General features: G+C 60.1%; 14 protein-coding genes and 2 pseudogenes. 2 read left to right on the top strand and 14 right to left on the bottom strand.

Translation table 11 applies throughout. From position 1 onward, the window contains the following. Nucleotides 1–32: 32 nt before the first annotated feature. The 13 genes and pseudogenes from fliM to AB5Y72_RS03305 form a co-directional block, all read right to left on the bottom strand. Entirely contained in the window at nucleotides 33–1,103 is a 1,071-nt protein-coding gene (gene fliM / locus AB5Y72_RS03365) for a flagellar motor switch protein FliM (RefSeq protein ID WP_042076826.1), read from the bottom strand. Between the two features lie 10 nt (nucleotides 1,104–1,113). Further along, on the bottom strand, nucleotides 1,114–1,620 hold the full coding sequence (fliL, locus tag AB5Y72_RS03360; RefSeq protein WP_209793468.1) for a flagellar basal body-associated protein FliL: 507 nt from the start codon (nucleotides 1,618–1,620) through the stop codon (nucleotides 1,114–1,116). Nucleotides 1,621–1,677: 57 nt separating this feature from the next. Beyond that, entirely contained in the window at nucleotides 1,678–3,855 is a 2,178-nt protein-coding gene (locus AB5Y72_RS03355) for a flagellar hook-length control protein FliK (protein ID WP_368198594.1), read from the bottom strand. A gap of 83 nt (nucleotides 3,856–3,938) precedes the next feature. Next, nucleotides 3,939–4,379, bottom strand: coding sequence for a flagellar export protein FliJ (gene fliJ / locus AB5Y72_RS03350; protein WP_104455532.1), 441 nt, complete (start codon nucleotides 4,377–4,379; stop codon nucleotides 3,939–3,941). Nucleotides 4,380–4,405: 26 nt separating this feature from the next. Then, nucleotides 4,406–5,737 (bottom strand): flagellar protein export ATPase FliI, encoded by a 1,332-nt coding sequence (gene fliI, locus AB5Y72_RS03345; protein WP_368198593.1) that lies wholly within the window; start codon nucleotides 5,735–5,737, stop codon nucleotides 4,406–4,408. 59 nt (nucleotides 5,738–5,796) lie between these two features. Beyond that, the gene (fliH, locus tag AB5Y72_RS03340; protein WP_368198592.1) at nucleotides 5,797–6,600 is read right to left on the bottom strand and encodes a flagellar assembly protein FliH; all 804 of its coding nucleotides are present in this window, start codon (nucleotides 6,598–6,600) and stop codon (nucleotides 5,797–5,799) included. Nucleotides 6,601–6,670: 70 nt separating this feature from the next. Then, nucleotides 6,671–7,732: a flagellar motor switch protein FliG gene (gene fliG / locus AB5Y72_RS03335; RefSeq protein ID WP_042076986.1), complete on the bottom strand. Its 1,062-nt coding sequence runs from the start codon at nucleotides 7,730–7,732 to the stop codon at nucleotides 6,671–6,673. Then, nucleotides 7,725–9,431, bottom strand: coding sequence for a flagellar basal-body MS-ring/collar protein FliF (gene fliF / locus AB5Y72_RS03330; protein WP_368198591.1), 1,707 nt, complete (start codon nucleotides 9,429–9,431; stop codon nucleotides 7,725–7,727). The genes fliG and fliF overlap by 8 nt, the downstream gene beginning before the upstream one ends. 55 nt (nucleotides 9,432–9,486) lie before the next feature. Beyond that, the gene (gene fliE, locus AB5Y72_RS03325) at nucleotides 9,487–9,804 is read right to left on the bottom strand and encodes a flagellar hook-basal body complex protein FliE (RefSeq protein ID WP_325782552.1); all 318 of its coding nucleotides are present in this window, start codon (nucleotides 9,802–9,804) and stop codon (nucleotides 9,487–9,489) included. Between the two features lie 160 nt (nucleotides 9,805–9,964). Next, a complete protein-coding gene (locus AB5Y72_RS03320; RefSeq protein ID WP_325782553.1) occupies nucleotides 9,965–10,741 on the bottom strand; it encodes a hypothetical protein in 777 nt (258 codons plus the stop codon). A 574-nt stretch (nucleotides 10,742–11,315) separates the two neighbouring features. Further along, nucleotides 11,316–11,618 (bottom strand): hypothetical protein, encoded by a 303-nt coding sequence (locus AB5Y72_RS03315; protein ID WP_042878961.1) that lies wholly within the window; start codon nucleotides 11,616–11,618, stop codon nucleotides 11,316–11,318. A 51-nt stretch (nucleotides 11,619–11,669) separates the two neighbouring features. Further along, nucleotides 11,670–11,769: pseudogene (locus tag AB5Y72_RS03310) on the bottom strand (IS630 family transposase); the annotation flags it as partial. Between the two features lie 81 nt (nucleotides 11,770–11,850). Continuing rightward, nucleotides 11,851–12,102, bottom strand: coding sequence for a hypothetical protein (locus tag AB5Y72_RS03305; RefSeq protein ID WP_017778755.1), 252 nt, complete (start codon nucleotides 12,100–12,102; stop codon nucleotides 11,851–11,853). Between the two features lie 110 nt (nucleotides 12,103–12,212). Between AB5Y72_RS03305 and AB5Y72_RS03300 the strand changes: the two genes are divergently transcribed. Next, nucleotides 12,213–12,440 (top strand): helix-turn-helix domain-containing protein, encoded by a 228-nt coding sequence (locus tag AB5Y72_RS03300; RefSeq protein WP_042019791.1) that lies wholly within the window; start codon nucleotides 12,213–12,215, stop codon nucleotides 12,438–12,440. 667 nt (nucleotides 12,441–13,107) lie between these two features. On the opposite strand, the gene AB5Y72_RS03295 is transcribed toward AB5Y72_RS03300, so the two are convergent. Beyond that, nucleotides 13,108–13,548: an antitoxin Xre/MbcA/ParS toxin-binding domain-containing protein gene (locus tag AB5Y72_RS03295; protein WP_232105312.1), complete on the bottom strand. Its 441-nt coding sequence runs from the start codon at nucleotides 13,546–13,548 to the stop codon at nucleotides 13,108–13,110. 446 nt (nucleotides 13,549–13,994) lie between these two features. On the opposite strand from AB5Y72_RS03295, the pseudogene AB5Y72_RS03290 reads away from it, so the two are divergent. After that, nucleotides 13,995–14,421 (top strand): annotated as a pseudogene (locus AB5Y72_RS03290) (IS1595-like element ISKpn3 family transposase); the annotation flags it as partial.

Raw genomic sequence — 14,421 nt, 5'->3', positions numbered from 1 at the left:
AGTGTTGCAAGCTCCCCTCGGGGAGGATCAATTCAGGGGTGTTTGTCCGCTATGCTGCGTTCGAGCTCTTCCAGCTCGGCCTCGCCATCGATGCGCACGCCCCCCCGGGTCACCAGATGCATCTCTGTCTTGACCCCGTCAGGGCGCTTGATCTTGTCGACTATCTTGAGCGCCACGTTCTCCTTGGTACGCCCCATCTTGGCGTGGAAGGTGGGCAGGTCCTCCACGAAGACCAGCAGGTTCTCCGGCATCTCCACCGGAATGATGTCGCCGGGCCTCAGCTCCATCAGCTCCCGCAGGGAGAGCTCGGTCTCCAGCAGCTTGGCCCTCAGCTCCACCTTGACGTCCATGATCTCGTCGCGCAGGGCCTTGCTCCAGCGCACGTCGGTGTCGCCCTTGTCGCTCTGCACCCCGGCATCGAGCAACTCGCGGATGGGCTCCAACATGGAGTAGGGCATGGCCACGTGAAAATCGCCGCCACCGCCGTCCAGCTCGATGTGGAAGGAGCTCACCACTATCACCTCGGTGGGGCTGACGATGTTCGCCATGGCCGGGTTCACCTCGGAATCGAGGTACTCGAAGCCCACGTCCATCACCGGCGCCCAGGCATCCTTGTAGTCCTCGAACACCAGCTTGAGCAGCATCTGGATGATGCGCCGCTCGGTGGGGGTGAACTCGCGCCCCTCGATCTTGGCGTGGTAACGGCCGTCACCGCCGAAGAAGTTCTCCACCAGGATGAAGACGAGGCGGGCCTCCATGGTGATGAGCGCCGTGCCCTTCAAGGGGCGGAAGCGCACCATGTTCAGGCTGGTCGGCACGAACAGGGTGTGCACGTACTCGCCGAACTTCAGCATCTGCACGCCGTTGATCGACACCTCCGCGGTGCGCCGCATCATGTTGAACAGGCTGATGCGCATGTGGCGGGCGAAGCGTTCGTTCACCAGCTCCAGGGTCGGCATGCGGCCACGGACGATGCGGTCCTGGGAAGAAAAGTCGAACTGGGTGATGCCGGGATCCCCGGCAGGCCCTAACTCTTCCTCTTCGACATCATCGACACCGTGCAGCAGGGCATCAATTTCGTCCTGACTTAACAGATCGCTCACGCTTCACCTTCTATTGCATGACAAAGCCGGTAAACAGCACTTGTTCGATTACGGGGGAAGAGACCAGGTCGTTCAGCACCCGGCGACACTCTTCCAGCGAGTCCTGTCGCAGCTTCTCCTTGCCTTCGAAGGTCATCAGCTGTTCGGCGGTCGCCGCGCTGAAGACCCGCAGCAGGGTGCCTTCGATCAGGGGAATATTCTGTTTGGCCAGGGTCTCGTCGGGGGCCCCCCGCACCATCAGCTGGATCTTGATCTGCACCAGCCGATCCCGCTGGCTGCCCGCCACGTTGAACACGAAGGGGCGCGGCATGCCCACATAGAGCGAGGGCTGGGGCGTGTTGGCCTCAGGCTTGGCCTCGGCCTGCTCGGCCGGCGGTGTATCCGAGCCGGCGAACATGAACCAGGCGCCGGCCCCGCCGCCGCCCAGCAGGACGACAACCAGGGCGACTATCATGATCAACTTCTTTTTCTTGGCCGCCGCCGGGTCTTTCAGCGTCAGCTCGTTATCCTCTGCCATCCCTTGTCCACCCTAGTCTTAAACTTGTTCGGTATCATAAACTTACTTATGAATGCATCAAGCATAGAAATCGATCCCGGCATCGTTTGCCGATTCCACCAGCAGGCTCAGGGTGCGGGATCCGCCCTCGCCCCCCGTCTGCTCGCCGCCACCGAAGCCGCGCCCCCCCTGTTGACCCTGACCGCCGAAGGCTGACTGGCCCTGGGATTGCTGCTGGCCCTGTTGCTGCACCTGGGTCTGGCCGAGCTGGATCCCCTGTCCCGCCAGCATCTCCCTCAGCCGCGGCATGGCCTGCTCCAGCATCTCCCGGGTCTGGCCATGCTGCACCACGAAGTGGACGTTGGCCTGGCTGGAGGCATCAATCTGGATCTGGATCTTCATCTTGCCAAGGCCCAGGGGGTCGAGCTGGATCTCCGCCTGTTGCAGCTTGTCCGCCAGCATCAGGTTCACCTTCTGGTGCAACTGGGCCGGCGCCTCCGGGGTCGCCAGCTTGAGGTGGGGCAGGCTCTGGGGCTCCCGCCGTGCGGCGAGCTCGGCCGCGGGCTTGCTCTCGCCAGCCGCCGTCTGGGCAGGCGGCAGGGAGGCCGTGGCGTCGGTCTGTCCCGCCCCCTTGGTCTCAACCCCGCCAGGCTTGCCCACTTCGTCCAGGGATCCCTTCATATCGCTCTTCTTGAACTCGGCGGCAACCTTGACCATCGCGGGGGCCGACTCCATCTGCTGGATGCCGTCCGACAAGGCCGTCAGAGAGGCCTGGGGCCCCTGGGACTCCTGGCGTGCCAGGATCTGTTGCGGCGCCGCCAGCGTCGGCTCCGGGGTGCTCACGGGGGCGGCTGCCGGGCTGGGGCTGCCGGTCTGAGCCGTATTCTGTTCCGGCTTGGTCGTATTCTGTTCGAGCCTGGCTGCCTGCACCGGCTTGTTCTCCGGTGCGTCCTGAGCCGAGCCGGGCTTGCCGTCCCCGGTCGTGCCCGTCAGCCCGTCCCGGGTGCTGGCCTCACGGGGCAGGTTCCCAGCGGCATTGGGCGCGTCACCCTGGGCTGTCACCTGGCTGTCCAGACCAACCTTGACCAGCCCCTCGCCGAAGGACCTGGCCGCACCGGCCTGCGCCGTTGGGGCTTCGAGGTGTACCGCAGTGCCGGTTCCCTTGTCAGCAGCGGCCTCCGGGCTCGGGATCACTTTTGATAGCAAAGCCGCCCGCTCCGCGCCGGACAGGGGGGATGGCCCCTCGGTCTTGGCCCGTGTGGCGCCAGTGTCGGCGGCCTTGTCTGTCCCCTTCTCCGTGCCTTTCTCCGCAATCTGGTCGGGAGCGGCGGATCCGAGCTCTGCGTCGCTCGCCACAAGGGCGTCTGCCAGGGTCCCTTGTCCCCCCTTGCTTGCGCCAGCCTCGGTCGTAGCAGATTTATCCACGCTCTGGACATCGCCGCGCACCGCGGTTTGCGTCGTCTCGCCGTCCGCTGCTAGTGCTGGCTCAGCCTTTGCGAATCCGGTCTGAGCCAGGGCGCCTCTGGCAAGGTCGCTTTGTGTCACGTCGCCCTGTGCCTGGCCACTCTGTATCGGGCCACGGGCTGTCGCCCCGGTCTGTGCCAGATCTGTTTGTGCCAAGCCGGTTTCTGCCAACGCATTCTGCATCGGGCCATGCGCCGTCGCCACGGTCTGGACCGGATCGGTCTGTGCCAGCTCGGTCAGTCCTGCGCTGCCCGGCACAGGGCCGCTCGGCGGCATCGGTGCAGGCTTTGCGGTAACGCCCTTGCCTTCGGCACCGGGCCCGGACAGGACACGGGACTCGACCGGCGGCTGCGACTCGGGCGGCAAGTCATTGCCGTCGACGGGCGCACTCTCTCCCTGAGGTGAAGGAGGCACGGCGGGGTGCACCAGGCTCACGTCCTGGCGCAGGGAGGCCTGCAACTGCTGAAGGAAATCGTCGGGGGGCAGGGCCGGCTCGTCACCTGAGGCCTTGGCGGCTTGGGTCTCCTCGCCAGCCAGCTCGCCAGACGCCAAAGATTTGGCATCAGCGCCGTTCGTCTGCGGGATATCGTCACTCACCTGAGGCGTCATCGCGGCCTGACTGGCGGGGGCCTTGCCCATCAGCTGGGCCCTGACCATGACGTCGGAGAAGGCAACCTTGCCATCGACCGGCAGCTGACCCCCCTCTACTCCCCCGATGGGAAGCGCCGAGGACGCACTGCTGTCGCTGGAAAGCACCTGAGCGGGCGTTTTAATCAACTGGGTCTGTATCATGCTGGGATCCCTGGCGACGATTCGGTGATGACAGCACGAGCAGCGGGGTAGGCCACGTGCCCGTTCAGACTATGGAAAGCAAGTTACAGGCCAGATTGGTGGTACCGACGCTGGATGGCGTAATCGTCCAGCATCTTCTGCTCCTGGCGCTGGGCCTTCTGGCGCACCTTGTCCGCCTTCTTCTCCAGCAGCAGCTCCACCGCCTTGCGCCGCTGCTGGGCCTCGAGCCACTGGGTACGGCACTGGGCCAGCGCCTCGCGCACCTGAAGCACCCCCTGGTACTGCTGGGTGGCCGCATTCTCGAGCTTGTTGATGAAGGCGTGATACTGACTGTTCTGTTGGGGGCTGATCCCCTGCAGACCGCGGTCGGTCCACTGCTGGTGGTAGATCTGGCGGTACTGATTCAGCGCCTCTTGCTGCTCCATAAACAGCTTCAAGTCCTGCTGCGCCTTGGCCAGCGCCATGGCGGCCTGGTTCTCGGCCTCCACCAATCGAGTCGCCAGCAACTCCAATCCTTTACTCATCTCGGCACTCCAGCGGCATTATCGGCTCAACGCATCAATGGCATGGCGACCATGTGCAGGGATTGCAGGCCTTCGTCGTAGGGGATGACCTCGCGCATCTTCTGTTGCAAGAACTGATCCAGATAGGGTTTCTGGATGATGGCCCGGTCGATCCTGGGATCCGATCCCTGGCTGTAGGCGCCTATGGTGATGAGATCCCGGTTCTGCTGGTAGAGGGAGTAGAACTGCTTGAAGGTGCGCGCCAGCTCCATGTGCTCCGGCGAGGTGACCATGGGCATGACCCGGCTGATGGACTTCTCGATGTCGATGGCCGGGTAGTGCCCCGCATCCGCCAGCTCCCGCGCCAGCACGATGTGGCCGTCGAGGATGGCCCGCGCCGCATCGGCGATGGGGTCCTGCAGATCGTCCCCCTCCGTCAGCACGGTGAAGAACGCCGTGATGGAGCCCTGACCGTCGCTGCCGTTGCCGGCCCGCTCCACCAGCGCCGGCAATTTGGCAAACACCGAGGGGGGATAGCCCTTGGTGGCCGGCGGTTCTCCCACCGCCAGGGCGATTTCGCGCTGGGCCTGGGCGTAACGGGTGAGGGAGTCCATCAGCAGCAACACGTTGAGCCCCTGATCCCGGAAGTATTCTGCGATGGCGAGCGCCGTCTCGCACCCCTTGAGACGCATCAGTGGGGAGGCATCGGCGGGGGCCGCCACCACCACGGCGCGCTCGCGCCCCTCAGCACCCAGGATCTCCTCGATGAACTCCTTCACCTCCCGGCCCCGCTCGCCGATGAGGCCCACCACCACCACGTCCGCCACCGAGCCCCGGGTCATCATGCCGAGCAGCACGGACTTGCCGACGCCGGAGCCGGCAAACAGCCCCATGCGCTGGCCCAGGCCCACGGTGAGCACGGCGTTGATGGCGCGCACCCCCACGTCCATCGGTTGGTGGATGGGGCGGCGGGCCAGCGGGTTGATGCGGTGCTGGGCGAACTGCACCGTCTGGGAGGAGATGATGGGGCCCATCCCGTCCAGGGGCTGGCCGATGCCGTCGATGACGCGCCCGAGCAGGTTCATGCCCACCGGAATGCCGTGATCCTCGGTGACGGGCACCACCCGGGCGCCGGGAATGACCCCCTTGAGCTGTTCGCTCGGCATCAGGAACAGGCGATCTCCGGAGAAGCCCACCACCTCGGCCTCCAGGGCCCCATCCTGGGTGTCGATCCGGCACAGGGAGCCGATGGCGGCGCGGCAGCCAATGGCTTCCAGGGTCAACCCCACCACCCGGGTGAGCTTGCCCGCCACCGGCGGTATGGGGGCCTGATCGCGCACCCGGTAGCCTTGCAGCCGGTTGAGCAGGGATGCAGTCATGTCGCCTCCGAAGATAGATCGTGGAAGATGCCCAGGGTGTTCAAGCGCCAGGCCACGGCTCAGCCCGCATTGTCACGCAGGAAATTGCGCAGCAGTTGATCGATGCGCCCGGAGAGGGTGAGATCGATGCTGGAGAGCTCGGTGGCCAGTTGCAGATCGCCGGGGGAGAAGGTGGGCTCGCTTTGCAGCCGCCAGTGGCGCCTGGCGCACTCCTCGGCGCCAAAGGCGGCCTCTACCCGGGTCACATCCTCCGGGTGCAGCATCAGGGTGACCCCCTGCTCGGCGGCAGGCAGCAGGGCCAACCCCTGCTTGAGTGCCTCCAGCAGCAGCGTGGGGGAGGTTTGCGCCTCATGGCGGATGAGGGCGCGGGCGAGCTGTTGCACCAGGGCGATGAGCTGCTGCTCCACCGCCCCATCCAGTTCGCTGAGCGGCGTGGCGAGGCGGGTGGCGAGCGCCTGCCAGCGGGCCACCTCCTGCTCCACCTGATCCCGGCCCAGGGCGAGCCCTTCTTCCCTGCCCTGCTCCAGACCCGCCTGATGGCCCTGTTGCAGCCCCTCCAGCTTGCCCTCTTCCAGCCCCTTGGCGAAGCCGGCTTCCCGGCCTTCGCGCATGCCCTCCTCCCAGGCGGCCTGGCGAATCGCCTCCACCTCCTCAGCGGTGATGCTGGGAGCGGGCTCCTCCACAGGGGCATCCGGCGGGAGCTCGGGAGCCTGCTCCTGGCGATACCAGTCCGGGGCCAGCCCCAAGGCGTTGGTCTCGACTTCGGCCTCGGTCTCCATCTCGGGCCAGCCCCAGGCTTCAATCTGCACCTCGTCAGCCTCGGGCCTGAGGTAACCGCGCAGCTTGTTGTTCTTGTTGTTCATGTGCCGAAGACACTCCTATCGAGAGCCGGATGCAGGGCCCGACATCATCGCACATATGATGGCCGATGGCTTAGAGGAACTCTTCGCCACCGCCGGCCCCCAGCATGATCTCGCCCGCATCCGCCAGACGGCGGGCGGTGGAGAGGATCTCCTTCTGGGCGGCCTCCACCTCGGAGACCCGGATCGGCCCCATGGCCTCCAGGTCGTCCGCCAGCATCTCGGCGGCCCGCTTGGACATGTTCTTGAAGACCTTCTCCCGCATCTGATCGTCCGACCCCTTGAGGGCCCGTTGCAGCAGATCCCCCGGCACTTCCCGCAGCAGGGTCTGGATGCCGCGATCGTCCACGTCGATGAGGTTCTCGAACACGAACATCAGATCCTGGATCTGCTGGCTCATCTCCTCGTCCGACTCGCGGATGGAGTCCATCAGCTGGCCTTCGATGTTGGTGTCCAGGTAGTTCATGATGTTGGCGGCGGCCTTGAGGCCACCCATCTTGGCCGCCTGGGCGCCCGCCGCACCGGCGAACTGCTTCTCCATGATGTCGTTCAATTCTTGCAGCGCCGCCGGTTGCACCTCTTCCAGGTTCGCGATCCGCATCACCAGATCCAGGCGCACCTGCTCCGGGAACTGGCTCAGGATCTCGGCGGACTGCTCCGGCTCCAGGTAGGAGAGGACTATGGTCTGGATCTGAGGGTGCTCGTTCTGGATGATGCTGGCCACCTGGCGCGCATCCATCCACTTGAGGGAGTCGAGGCCGCGGGCACCCGAGCCCAGGATGATCTGATCCACCAGGTTGCTGGCCTTGTCCTCCCCGAGCGCCGCCACCAGGGCCTTGCGCACGAAGTCTTCGCTGCCGATGCCGATGTTGGTGTATTTCTGGATGTCGTCGATAAATTGACGATGCACCGCCGCCACCCGGTCGTGACTGAAATCCGACATGGAGGCCATGGACATGCCGAGCCGCTGCACCTGCTTGGGCTCGAGGTGGCGGAAGATCTGGGCGGCATCTTCCTCGCTCAGGCTCAGCATCAGCACCGCCGCCATCTCCATCCCGCTCATCTGATCCAGGATCTGACGCTGGGTATCGGTAATCTCGTTACCGGTGACTTGGGTTTTCTTCTCTTCAGGCATCTCGGTTCGTTACCCATTCTTTGATGACCTGAGCGGCCAGGTCGGGTTCGTTTGCTACCAGGGCGCGCACGGCCTTGAGCAGGTCCTCGTCACGGTGCAGATCCGGCAGCTTCAGCTGGCCATCCCGCAGACCGAACACGGGTTCGGCTTCCGCCTGGGCCGCCAGCAGGCTCAGTTCGTCGTCCCCACCCAGTACGGTGTGGTTGTCGAAGTCCAGCTCCCCTTCCGGCTTGGCATCCGGGTAGAGCAGGCGCTTGAGCATGGGCCTTACCACGGTGACGATGAGCACTATGATGACCAGCACCGAGGCGGCGATGCGCACCGCGCGCCAGAACCAGGGCTGCTCGTAGAGCGGCGTCTCGGCGACGGCTTCCAGCTCCGGACGGTTGAACGGGATGGCGACCACCTCCAGGGTATCGCCCCGGGTCACGTCGAAACCCAGGCCGCCGCTCAGCAGACGGCGCAGGGTATCGAGTTCGGCCTGGCTGCGCGCCTCCCGGGTCACGGCCCCGTCGGCACCGGGGACGGCCTTGTAGTCCACCGCCACCGACACCGTCATGCGGCGAATGCCGCCCTGCTGGCGCCGGATGTGGCTGACTGTGGTGTCCAGTTCGAAGTTGCGGGTCGCCTCCTTGCGAGAACGGCCGGAAGAGCCGGTTCCCCCTTCCCCGCCGGCGGCCTGCTCGGGAATGCTGGAGGCGGCGGGCGGCTGGTTGGAGAGGGCGCCGGGCACGCCGCCGTTGCTGCCGTTGGCGCTGTTCTCCTCCACCGTCATCTCGGAGCGCACGGCGGGCAGATCCGGGTTGTAGGTCTTGCGGGTCTGCTCCTGCTGGGAGAAGTCGAGGGAGAGATCCACCTCGGCGGTGTAGTTGTCCGCCCCCAATACCGGGATCAGGATGGCGTCAATTTTTTGTTTGTATTCCAGCTCCTGCTTCTGCTGCATCGCAAACTCCTTGCGAGTCTGGGCAGAGAGGGGATCCTGGGAGCCGGAGTTGAGCAGACGGCCGTTCTGATCGGTCACGGTGACGCGGGTCGGCTCCAGACCGTGGACGGCGGAGGCCACCATGTCGACGATGGAGTCCACCTCCCCCTGGCCCAGCGCAGCCCCTTTCAGGCTCAGCACCACAGTAGCACTCGGCTTGCGCTCGTTGCGGGCGAACACGTTGTCTTTCGGGATGGCCAGCAGCACCTGGGCCTTGGCCACGTTCTGGAACTGCTCGATGGCGCTCGCCAGCTGGCGCTCGCGGCTCAGTTTCAGGCGTTCGCTCTCCATGCGCTGGCTGACGCCGAAGCTGGAGTCCTTGAGCAGGATGGCTTCCCCGTCGTTGCTGACCTCGCTGCTGCCGGCCAGGCCGGCCCGGGTCAGGCGCAGACGGATGTCCGCGTAGTTTTCGGCACTGACCAGCACGCTCTTGCCGTCGACCTGGTAGGGGATCTTCTGCTGATCCAGATAGTCGAGGGTGGAGACCAGCTCCTGGGTGTTGAAGGTGCCGAGGGGGCGCATCTCCGGCTCCTTGCCCCACAGCAGGATGAAGACGGCGATGGCCAGACAGATGGTCAGCCCCAGGATCAGGGTGATCTGGCGCAGCACATCGGTGTTGGACAGGAAGCCCAGCGCCGAGCTCTTCTGCTCGTTCTCGTCGAGGGCCGCCGCCCCCTCGTTGTTCATCAGCAGATCGCCGTTTGGATCGTTAGCCACGGTTTATGTCCTTATTGCTGACATGTTCATGATGCTCGGTCGCCATGGGCCCGAGTTACACCGGCATGTTCATGATGGTCTTGTAGGCTTCGACCATCTTGTTGCGCACCTGCACCGTCGCCTCGAAGGCGATGGAGGATTTCTGCCCGGCGATCATCACCTCGGAGAGATCCACCGACTTGTCACCCAGATCGAACCGGGTGCGCAGATCGTTGGCGCTGCCCTGCAACTCGTTGACGTTGTCGAGGGCCTGCTGGAGCATCTGGCCGAAGTCCGAATTGACCGGACGACCGGGCTGGGTCAGCGGCGTGGCACCGGCTTCCACCCTGAGAGCCTGCATCTCTTGCATCAGACTGCTTGCGCTTATTTCCATCTTCCCTTCCCAGACAAATCATTGACACTGGCAAGCCTTAAGCAATTAGAGTGCCAATCAGGAAGGATCCGTAAAAGCCTCACCGCCAGGGGATGGACCCGCCCGGCAGACATAAAAATGGCCCGCAGGGTGCGGGCCATCATCAGGACGGATCCTGAGGTTATTGAGTCAGATCCTCGTCGATCCAGTATTTGGATCCCGTGACGCTGACGCCGTACAGCAGCCCCTTCTCCCCAAGCTGGTAGATGGCCATGCCCCCGTTGTAACCCGAGTCGAGGGAGGCGCTCTCCTTGCCGGCCACGACCCCCGCCTCCGAGGTCGCCTCCCAGCCCTTGTTCACGAAGTTGTCGAAGGTCTGCTTGGTCTCGAACAACATCACCTGCTGGTAGAACTTGCCGCCGAAGCCAGCCGCCATGCCGGCGCCGAACATCTTCATATAGGTGTGTTTGCCACTCGAGCGGTTCACCGCCACCCCGGATCCCTGGTTGGTGTGCACCATCAGGGAGAACTTGCGCGAATCGAACACCGCATAGCCATAAGCCTTGTCAAACAACAGCTTGGCAGAGGGCTGCTCGTTGAACAGCCGCACCAGGGCGGTATCGGCCATGGTGTCGAGGGCGGTGCGGGCCTCCTCCGGGGTCTTGGGCTCGAGCATGGTGTCGAGCTTCTTGTCGGCGGCCGCCAGCCACTCCTTGCCGGTGGCCGCGCTCTCCGCCGTCCAGGCACCGGCCTTGTTGTAGGCCTCAGCCCCCCAGTTGGAGACAGACTCCCAGGTCTCCTTGGAAAAATCGGTGATCCCCTTCCACGCCTCCTTGCCGGTATCGCTCACCGCGGTACCGAGTTCGGAGGCGGCCTCCTTCAACTTCGCCCAGTCGGCATGGCCGGGGGTCGACGCCAGCACCAGGGTGGCGGCAATCAGCCAGGATCGGCTCTTCATGATCAGCTCCTCTTTCGTTGTGCCAAGACTCAGCCTAACAGACTCAAGCTTACTCGAAGAAGGGCTTGATTCTCTCCCGTTCAGCCTGCGTCAATGAAACCGCCACGGGCCCGTTCCCGTCCTTTCCGGGCAGGCACACGGCCGCACGGGGGCAGGCCTTGCCGTGGCGCGAAAGAATGTTCGGACCAGCGACGCCAGTTGTATAGTTTTTGGTTAGCCATTCCGGTAAAATCCGCGCCCTTGAATAAGAGCCACCTAAGAGTGATTGAGCGATGTCCAACACAAAACAGGCCCCCAAAGTAGGATTCGTCTCCTTGGGTTGACCTAAGATCGCAAGACCAATCCACATCTAATACAGTCAGGCTTGTGCTAGCGGTATCCCATCACTTAGCGCCGGTTATAATCCAAAACAAGCTGAGGCTGGGTTAGCATTACTTTACGAGGTCCAGCGACAAATGCATCCACCGCTGCGACAAACCACGATGAGCGAAGAGCGGCGGTCTTCCGTTGGAAGACATCAAAGTTGAAGCAACTTGGCTCAAACACAACCTACAAAGATCAATATCGAATCTGTTCAGATAAGTTCAAGGTGCCGGTTAATCAATCCAAAATCAGCAACTGGTTCATACCCTTTCTCTGAAAACATCAGTGCACCTCGCCGCTGCTCTTTCAGATTTGCTATGGCCTGAAAAAAGCAACTCTCGCACAGGTGAACCTCGTAACTTTCGCCATCGTGCTGAGTTCCATAACCCCAGTGGGCACTCAATGTGCCAAACTCGATATTGCTAACAGCCCCCTCCGTTTGGCAACTCTCTTCACAAACATCACAGCGAATATCGCTGATTACCTCGACCTCTTTTTTGGTCATGATTTTCATATCCTGTTACTCCATTCATGCAGCATCTGCGAATCAACTGCATCGAGTCCGCAGGTTGACCACTCCTCTGCATTGATGATTGCGTGTGATGGTCTCTCTAACTTTGCTACTGCCGCTCTATGTGATTCACCCAAGGGCTGTAGACTGACTGTGGAATACCAAGCATTACTAATGACCACCCCTCCGAGATGAAGATCCGTATGAATTCCGACATCCCATGCCAGAGACTTGTTCAGACCTTCCTTAGCTCCTGAAGCTCCTGAGGTATCGGCCATTGCTCCTTAAAATCCATAAATTCGGCAACAAACGAAGCCATAACACCCTTAACAAATTCATCATATGTGGATTGATTAATAGTGACATGTAAGAATGACTCCACTCTCAGAGAATCTCCTACTGCGGCTAAGAAATCCGCGTTTTGAAAAATTAGTGTCACGGTGCTACTTTTTTGATTCTGACTCAAAACGATCTGTTGATTGGACATTTTCCACCCTCAAATGATGCTTATATGCAGTGTCATTATAGGCGTGTACTCATAGCCGTGTACAGTGTGCCGTATAATGTAGACCATATCTCCTCTTGTGAGGAGATAACATGGATTCTGACGAGTTTGATCTTGCGGTGCTCGCAACTGCATTCGGTAAAAATGTACGGGAACTGCGGTCTGCACGCGGTATGCAACAGGAAAAACTTGCGCTAATTGCTGGTATAGATCGTGGTCACATGGGAAAAATCGAACGTGGGGAGACTAGGGTAACCTTGGAAAAAGTTTATCTGATCGCCAAAGCTCTTGGGGTCTCGCCTGCATCATTGCTGCCATAACCATAGCTGTTACTCTAACCAAATATTGCACGTTCCAGCATGGGGGGATTTTCTCGCTTGTCTAGGAGCCATAGCACAACGCATCCATCGACTTGAAGGTCAGATGGAGTCCGACGGGATCTGATTGTTCTGGGATTCAACGGGTGCAAGAAAACGATCTGGTTGTGACAACCTGCGACAGGCGCAGCAGAGAAGAGTTTGCATTGGTAAAACAATCATACTCTGCAAAAGCACGTTTTTTATTTCCGCCCAACATGGGCGAATATAGCCATATTTTATTGATACTATGTTTTCTATTTTCTATTTTCTATTTTCTATTTTCTATTTTCTATTTTCTATTTTCTATTTTCTGTCAGATCATAGAAAAACCATTACCAAGTGATGGTGCATTGATTTTCAAGCTAACTTAATGAATTTTAATTCATCAACACCAACTCACCGATTGAATAAAAATAAGGTGTGGGTTTGTAAAACTGGTCTCTCTTCGCTGCGCAGCAGCGGAATGTTGAAATGGAAAAAATTTATTTATAGCTCTCATAATTAGTAAATGGACAGTTTTCCAATTTTTTCAAGTGGGGGGATGTGAAAAAATCTTCAAAATCAATCTGGCTGATCAAATTTCAATCTACTATGCTAGTTTTAGCATATAGGCCAGCCGACTTATTACTTATTGACAAACCCCATGCTCAATCCGCCCTACAAGCTCGACAACAGCCTGGACTCCCATCTGTGTAGTCAACAACGTGGCTGGAGCCGCGCCACCGAGCCCCCAGGCTGTGCGGTTTAACCATGACACAGCCTTGATGGCATCGTTCCTGTGGAAGAGGAGTACCACATCGAGGGCCTGTGCAACTCCGTATACCCTAGCACCCTGCGATATTGATAGGGGAACCTCAATCCGAAGCTTTCGGGCCAGTGCACTCCGGCTAATACCAGCCCATTGGCAAACCGTCCCCACATCCGTCTTCATCAATTCAGCGAGCCGATAGAGTATGTCCGGTGATACGCCAGCCACGATCCATAGATGTGCTCCTAGTGGGTCACGAGGAATACCAAGAGCTTCTAGGAGAAAGTTCGCAGTAGCTGCTTGATAGGTTGCATAGGGCATCATGTAGCATTCCTCATTATACAAACACGACCTCTCATGAGCTATCCTACCCCAAACTGTCGTTTTCAGTAGAAGATTAGCAACAAAATGCCCCTGCATTGAGGAGAGCTGATGACCGAGTTGGTCTGTACTGAATCAGGTTTAGGCATTGAACTTGGATAGGGAGATAATAAGAATAATATGCTTCCATACTCTAGTTTGTGTGGAGAGAAATATTTCTTATCATCGACTCATTCTGTGAGCCAATGATATTGTCCTATCGGCTCATTTCGTGAGCCGAACAAGATCCTTCATCGGCTCATCTGGTGAGGTGGTCTCAACGCTCACTACCACTTGGATTTAATTTTTAGCTACATAGTTTCATAGCAGATCAAGATTACCCATGATTAGCAGTCAGTTACCACGAACTATACTGATCTTACGTACAGTTATCGAGGTGCGAGATCATGGCCAAAAGCAAAATCCAATTCCAGAAAGGCTACAGCCTGTTTGAGTTTCTCAAGGACTATGGCACTGAGGCTCAGTGCGAAAACGCGCTGTTCACTTGGCGTTTTCCTAACGGCTTTGTCTGCCCTGAATGTGCCAACAAGACCTGTTGTCGCCTGAGAAGGCGGCCACGTGTGTGGCAATGCAATCACTGCCGTCACCAGATGTCATTGACTGGAAACACGATTTTCGCAAACACCAAGCTCCCACTGACCAAGTGGTTTCTGGCAATGCACCTGTTGTCACAAACCAAAACAGGCTTGTCAGCGATGGAGCTAAAGCGCCAGTTGGGCGTCAAATATGACACCGCCTGGATGCTCAAGCACAAGCTGCTGCAAGCCATGAAAGAGTCCGATGACAAGCAGCCCATCAGCGGCATCATTCAGC

The organism is Aeromonas sp. R7-4, from assembly GCF_040908055.1.
GTDB lineage: Bacteria > Pseudomonadota > Gammaproteobacteria > Enterobacterales > Aeromonadaceae > Aeromonas > Aeromonas sanarellii.
This window is presented reverse-complemented; position numbering and strand designations above follow the sequence as displayed.